This window comes from Collinsella sp. AM16-21, assembly GCF_003471905.1.
GTDB lineage: Bacteria > Actinomycetota > Coriobacteriia > Coriobacteriales > Coriobacteriaceae > Collinsella.
The window spans coordinates 386-5,506 of the sequence record NZ_QRKJ01000027.1 but is presented as its reverse complement, the minus strand read 5'-3'; the positions used below and the strand labels follow the sequence as shown (position 1 = coordinate 5,506).

The following is a 5,121-nucleotide window of genomic DNA, read 5'->3' as shown; positions in this document are numbered from 1 at the left end:
CGTTCGCCGCGGGAGACTTCGCGGCCGCGGCCCTCGCGGCGTCGGGCGCGAACCCGATCCTCGACCCGGAGGCCGCCATGGCGGCGATCCCGGCGGCGCTCCGCGCGGGACGCGTATTCTCAACGGAGGCGCTTCCCCTGTGCGCGGGGACCGCCTGCGCGTGCGCGGCGCTTCTCGCCTGGGCGCGCTCCCTGGGGTCCAAGGGGGCCCGGCGCGACGGCGAGGAGCACGGGAGCTCCAGGTGGGCCACGCCTAAAGACATCGCGCCCTTCGGCGACGCCAAGGACCCCGACAACAACATCATCCTCACCGACAACGCGCGCATCCGCCTCGTGAGCCGCAGGTTCGACCTCTCCACCGACACCAATGACAACGTGCTCGTGGTGGGAGGACCCGGCACCGGCAAGACGCGCTACTACGTCAAGCCGAACCTCCTGCAGGCCAACGCCAGCTTCTTCGTGACCGACCCGAAGGGCACGCTCATCCGCGAGATGGGCGGCGCGCTGGCGGAGCTCGGCTACGAGATCCGCGCGTTCGACACCATCGACTTCTCGCGCTCCATGCGCTTCAACCCCATAGCCTACATACGCGACGAGGCGGGCGTCATCCGCTTCGCCCGCGGCATCGTCGCCAACACCGAGGGCGAGGCCGACCACAAGGGCGACCCCTACTGGGAGAAGGCCGAGCGGCTGGTCTACACCGCGCTCACGGCCTACCTCGTCATGCACTGCGAGCCCGCCGACCGAAACCTCGACGGGCTGCTCACGCTGCTCTCGCTCGCCGACGCACGCGACGACCCGGGCTACATGAGCCCGCTCGACATGGTGTTCCGCGAGCTGGAGACCGGCGAGCGCTACGTGAGGCGCGGCGGCGCCTCGGCGGAGGGCGGCTCGCTGCGCGGCTTTTCCGAGGAGGACGGCGCGTGGGAGTGGGCCAAGGTCCGCGAGCCGGCGCCGCCCGACGACTTCGCGCTCGCGAGCTACCGCGAGTTCCGCGTGGCCGCCGGCGACACCATGAAGTCGATGCTCTCGAGCTGCAACGTCCGCCTGAAGCCGCTGTCCATCCGGGCCGTGCGCGACCTCACCTCCAAAGACGAGCTCGACCTCGCCCACATGGGCGACGAGGGTGCCAAGATCGCGCTCTTCGCGTCCATGAGCGACACCGACTCGACCTTCGACTTCCTGTTCGCCCTGCTCATGGACACAGCCGTGAGCGCGCTCTGCGCCGAGGCGCTCGAGGCGCACGGCGGCTCGCTGCCCACGACGGTGCACTTCGTCTTCGACGAGTTCGCCAACATCGGGCGCATACCCGACTTCGAGCGGACCATCGCCGTCACCCGCAGCAGGAACATCGCCGTCTCGATGATCGCCCAGTCGCTCTCGCAGCTGAAGGAGACCTACGGCGACAACAACGCCGAGACCATCGTGAACGCCTGCGACACGCTGCTCTACCTGGGCGGCAAGGCGAACGAGACCAACGAGGAGATCAGCAAGATGGCCGGCAAGCAGACGGTGGCGAGCGAGACGCAGAGCGACTCGCGTGGCGCCGGCTGGACCCGCACCGTGAACCGCGGCATCTCCGAGCGCGACCTCATACAGCCCGCCGAGGTGGCGCGCATGCCGCGCGAGGACGCGCTCGTGCTCGTGAACGGGTGCATGCCGCTCATGGACCGGAAGTACCGGCTCGAGCGCCACCCGCGCTCGCGCCTGCTCGAGGAGGCCGCGCGCCGCGGCCCGTTCGACTTCGCGGAGTACCGCAGGCGGAAGGACGGCGCCTCGTGACGGGGCCGCGGAGGGCGCGGGCCTCCCCCGCCGCGGGGGAGGAGCAGCAAGGAACATCGTCAACCGAATGCAAAGGAGAGCAGCATGCTCGCAAACGTCATCAAGCTCGTGTCGGGCTGCGTGACCTTCCTCGGCGGCTTCCTGGTCGTGTGGGGAGCGGTCTCGCTCGGCCTGGCCATCAGGGAGCAGCAGGGCGGCCCGCAGATCGCGACCGCCATATCCACCATCGCCGGCGGCGCGATCATCATCGCCGCGTCGGTCTACTTCGGGCAGCTGGACACGTCCTGGCTGCCGGCATAGGGGGCGTCGCGGATGGCGCTCCGGATACCGGTGCAGAAGGACATCGGAGAGTACGAGGAGAAGATCGTCGGGAAGATGAGCCTGCGCACGCTCGCATGCGTGTCGCTCGGCTTCGGCAGCGCGGTCGGGGCGGCTGCCTTCGTCCACCTGGGCCTGCACGCAGACGTCGCGGACGCGGCCTTCCCGATCATGCTCTGCAGCATGCCGTTCTGGCTCGCCGGGTTCTGGCGGCCCTTCGGCATGCGCGCCGAGGAGCTGCTGCCGCTTTTGGCGGCCCACGTGCTCTCCCCGCAGCTGCTCGCGTACGAGCCCTGCCTCGCCGCGAGCCTCCCCGAGGGCTCGCCGCGCCCGGGCCGCCCGGGGCGGCGCGCGAGGCGCAGGGCCAGGAAGAAAGGAGCCGAGCTCTATGAGCCGAGCAAGAACCAACAAGGAGAATAGGCCGAAGCGCCCGAGCACCCTCGGGCTGCTCCTCGGCGGCACGGGCGGGCGCAGGGACGCCTCGAAGGGCGCGGAGGCCGAGCGGCAGAGGCGCCGCCGGGAGCGCGACCGCTCGCGCGAGATGGCCGCCTACGTCGGCTACGACGCCATGTACAGGGACGGGATCGCCCAGGTGATGCCCGGGGTGTTCAGCCAGACGGTCGAGTTCTCCGACATCAGCTACCAGTCCGCGCGCAAGGAGGCGCGCGAGACGGCCTTCACCGTGATGAGCTCGCTGTTCAACTACTTCCCGGCGGACTCCCACGTGCAGCTCCAGGTAGTGAACGCGCCCATCCCCGCCGACGAGGTCGGCCGCAAGGTCTTCTTCGAGCCCGGGGAGCGCGCCACCGCCGGGCTCGCCGAAGAGTACAACCGGATCCTCAACGACAAGATGCGCGAGGGCGTCTCGAACCTCGTGCGCCACCGCTACCTGACCTACGCCGTGGGCGCCGACGACGTCGACGCCGCGGTGCCCAAGCTCGCGCGCATCCGGGGCGACGTGGAGCAGACCCTCGCGCGCATACGCTGCTCGTCGCGCGCCCTCGACGGCGCCGAGAGGCTCGAGCTCCTTCAGGGGCAGCTGCGCCCGGGGTCGCGCTTCGAGTTCTCCTGGGACAAATTGTCCCCGACGTCGGGCGCGCGCACGAAGGACTTCGTCATGCCCTCCACGCTCGACTTCAAGCCCGAGGGCAGGTCCGACTGCTTTTGCAGCGACGAGCGCTACGGCGCGGTGCTCGCGGTGCGCAGCTTCGGGTCGGTCATCGAGGAGACCTACCTCGCCTCCATCATCGACCTGCCGCTGCCGCTCAACGTGACGCTGCACGTGCAGCCCATCGCGCAGAGCGAGGCGCTCGCGCTCGTGAAGCGCCAGATCGACTGGATGGACAAGGAGATCATCGACGAGCAGATGAGCGCCGTGAAGAAGGGCTACGACTACCAGATCCTGCCGCCCGAGCTGCGCTTCTCGAAGGAGGAGGCCGAGGAGCTGCTCGACTTCCTGCGCAACAAGTCCGAGCGCCTGTTCGTCTACACGGGCCTCGTCTACACCTGGGCCGACAGCCTCGAGGAGCTCGACCGCCGCGTCCAGCAGGTGACGAGCGTCGCGCAGGGCTGCACGATCGGCCTCGAGCCGCTCCACTTCCGGCAGCGCCAGGCTCTCAACTCGGTGCTCCCGCTCGGAGACAACCACGTCACCGTGAGCCGCTACCTCACCACGGGCCAGGTGGCTATGCAGATGCCCTTCGCCAGCCAGAGCCTCGACGAGGCGGGCGGCGGCTACTACGGGCAGTCCAAGGAGAGCGGGAACCTGGTGCTGTGCGACCGCAAGCGCCTGGCGAGCCCCATGGGCTTCGTGTGCGGCAAGCCCGGCTCGGGCAAGAGCTTCTCGGTGAAGCGCGAGATAACCAACACCGTTCTCGCGCACCCCGAGGACGAGGTCGTGATCTTCGACCCGGCCGGCGAGTACGGCAACCTCGTCGGCGCGCTCGGCGGCGCGAACGTCGAGCTCGCCCCGGGATGCTCGGCGGTGCTCAACCCCCTCGACACCGCCGACGTCGCGGACCGCGCCGACGCCGCCAAGCTCGCGTACAAGACCGACGCGGTGCTCGCGCTCTCGAGCGCGCTCATGGCCGAGGGCCGCGAGGGCCTGCCTGAGCGCGACCGCTCGATCATCGCCCGCTGCGTCGGCGAGGCGTACCGGGAGTGCGCGAGGGACGGCCGCCTGCCCACGCTCGGCGACTTCCACGCGGCGCTGCTCGCTCAGCCCGAGCCCGAGGCCGCCGACATCGCGCTGCGCTACGAGCGCTACGTGAAGGGCGCGTTCTCCTTCTTCAACGGCCAGAGCAACGTGGCGCTCGACAACCGCATCACCAACATCGACATGCACGGCCTCGGCCAGAACATGCGCGTGTTCGGCATGATCACGGCGCTCGAGATGGTGCGCAACCGCGTGATGGTAACGCCGCCGCGCCCCAACTACACCTGGCTCTACATCGACGAGGTGCAGAGCCTCTTCGCGCACCCGACGGTGGTCGAGTACTTCGCCCGCTTGTGGCGCGAGGGGCGCAAGTTCGGCCTCATCTGCACCGGCATCAGCCAGAACACGAGCCACATGCTGGCCAACGCCGAGGCCCGCGACATGGTGCTCAACTCCGAGTTCTTCCTGCTGCACAAGCAGTCCACCGCCGACCTCGACGCATGGGCGGAGATGCTCCAGCTCTCCGCCACGGAGCGCGGCTACATCGGCGACGCCGTCAAGCCCGGCGAGGGGCTGCTCATCAGCGCCGGGATCCGCGTGCCCATCACCGACGACTTCCCGAAAGGCCCGCTCTACGACCTGTGGAACACCAAGCCCGCAGAGGTCGCCGAGCGCGAGATGCGCCGGGCGGCGCGAGAGGCGGAGGAATAGGAGTGGCCGGCCCGAGCGAGGGCGGCGGGATGCTCGAGGTGGTCGGGGCGCGGCGCCGCGACGTGCTCACCGCGGGCGACGTCGCGGAGACCGAGCGCGACTCCCTGGGAAACGTCTCGGAGGGAGCCGGCCCGCTCGACGAGGCGGGAGGCCCCG

General features: G+C 69.9%; 4 protein-coding genes. All 4 read left to right on the top strand.

Annotated elements, in window-relative coordinates:
- Positions 1 to 1,781, top strand: a 1,781-nt coding sequence (locus DW180_RS09965) for a VirD4-like conjugal transfer protein, CD1115 family (protein ID WP_147357396.1), incomplete at its 5' end; no start/stop codon positions are given.
- Between the two features lie 84 nt (positions 1,782 to 1,865).
- Positions 1,866 to 2,081, top strand: a complete 216-nt coding sequence (locus DW180_RS09960; protein ID WP_006234636.1) for a hypothetical protein — start codon at positions 1,866 to 1,868, stop codon at positions 2,079 to 2,081.
- A 12-nt stretch (positions 2,082 to 2,093) separates the two neighbouring features.
- The gene (locus DW180_RS09955; RefSeq protein ID WP_118238518.1) at positions 2,094 to 2,519 is read left to right on the top strand and encodes a PrgI family protein; all 426 of its coding nucleotides are present in this window, start codon (positions 2,094 to 2,096) and stop codon (positions 2,517 to 2,519) included.
- A complete protein-coding gene (locus DW180_RS09950) occupies positions 2,488 to 4,965 on the top strand; it encodes a VirB4-like conjugal transfer ATPase, CD1110 family (RefSeq protein ID WP_118238517.1) in 2,478 nt (825 codons plus the stop codon). The genes DW180_RS09955 and DW180_RS09950 overlap by 32 nt, the downstream gene beginning before the upstream one ends.
- Positions 4,966 to 5,121 lie beyond the last annotated feature (156 nt).

Coding starts and splice junctions, on each gene's coding strand:
- DW180_RS09955 (WP_118238518.1), top strand. CDS start 2,094: ATGGCGCTCCGGATACCGGTGCAGAAGGACATCGGAGAGTACGAGGAG.
- DW180_RS09960 (WP_006234636.1), top strand. CDS start 1,866: ATGCTCGCAAACGTCATCAAGCTCGTGTCGGGCTGCGTGACCTTCCTC.
- DW180_RS09950 (WP_118238517.1), top strand. CDS start 2,488: ATGAGCCGAGCAAGAACCAACAAGGAGAATAGGCCGAAGCGCCCGAGC.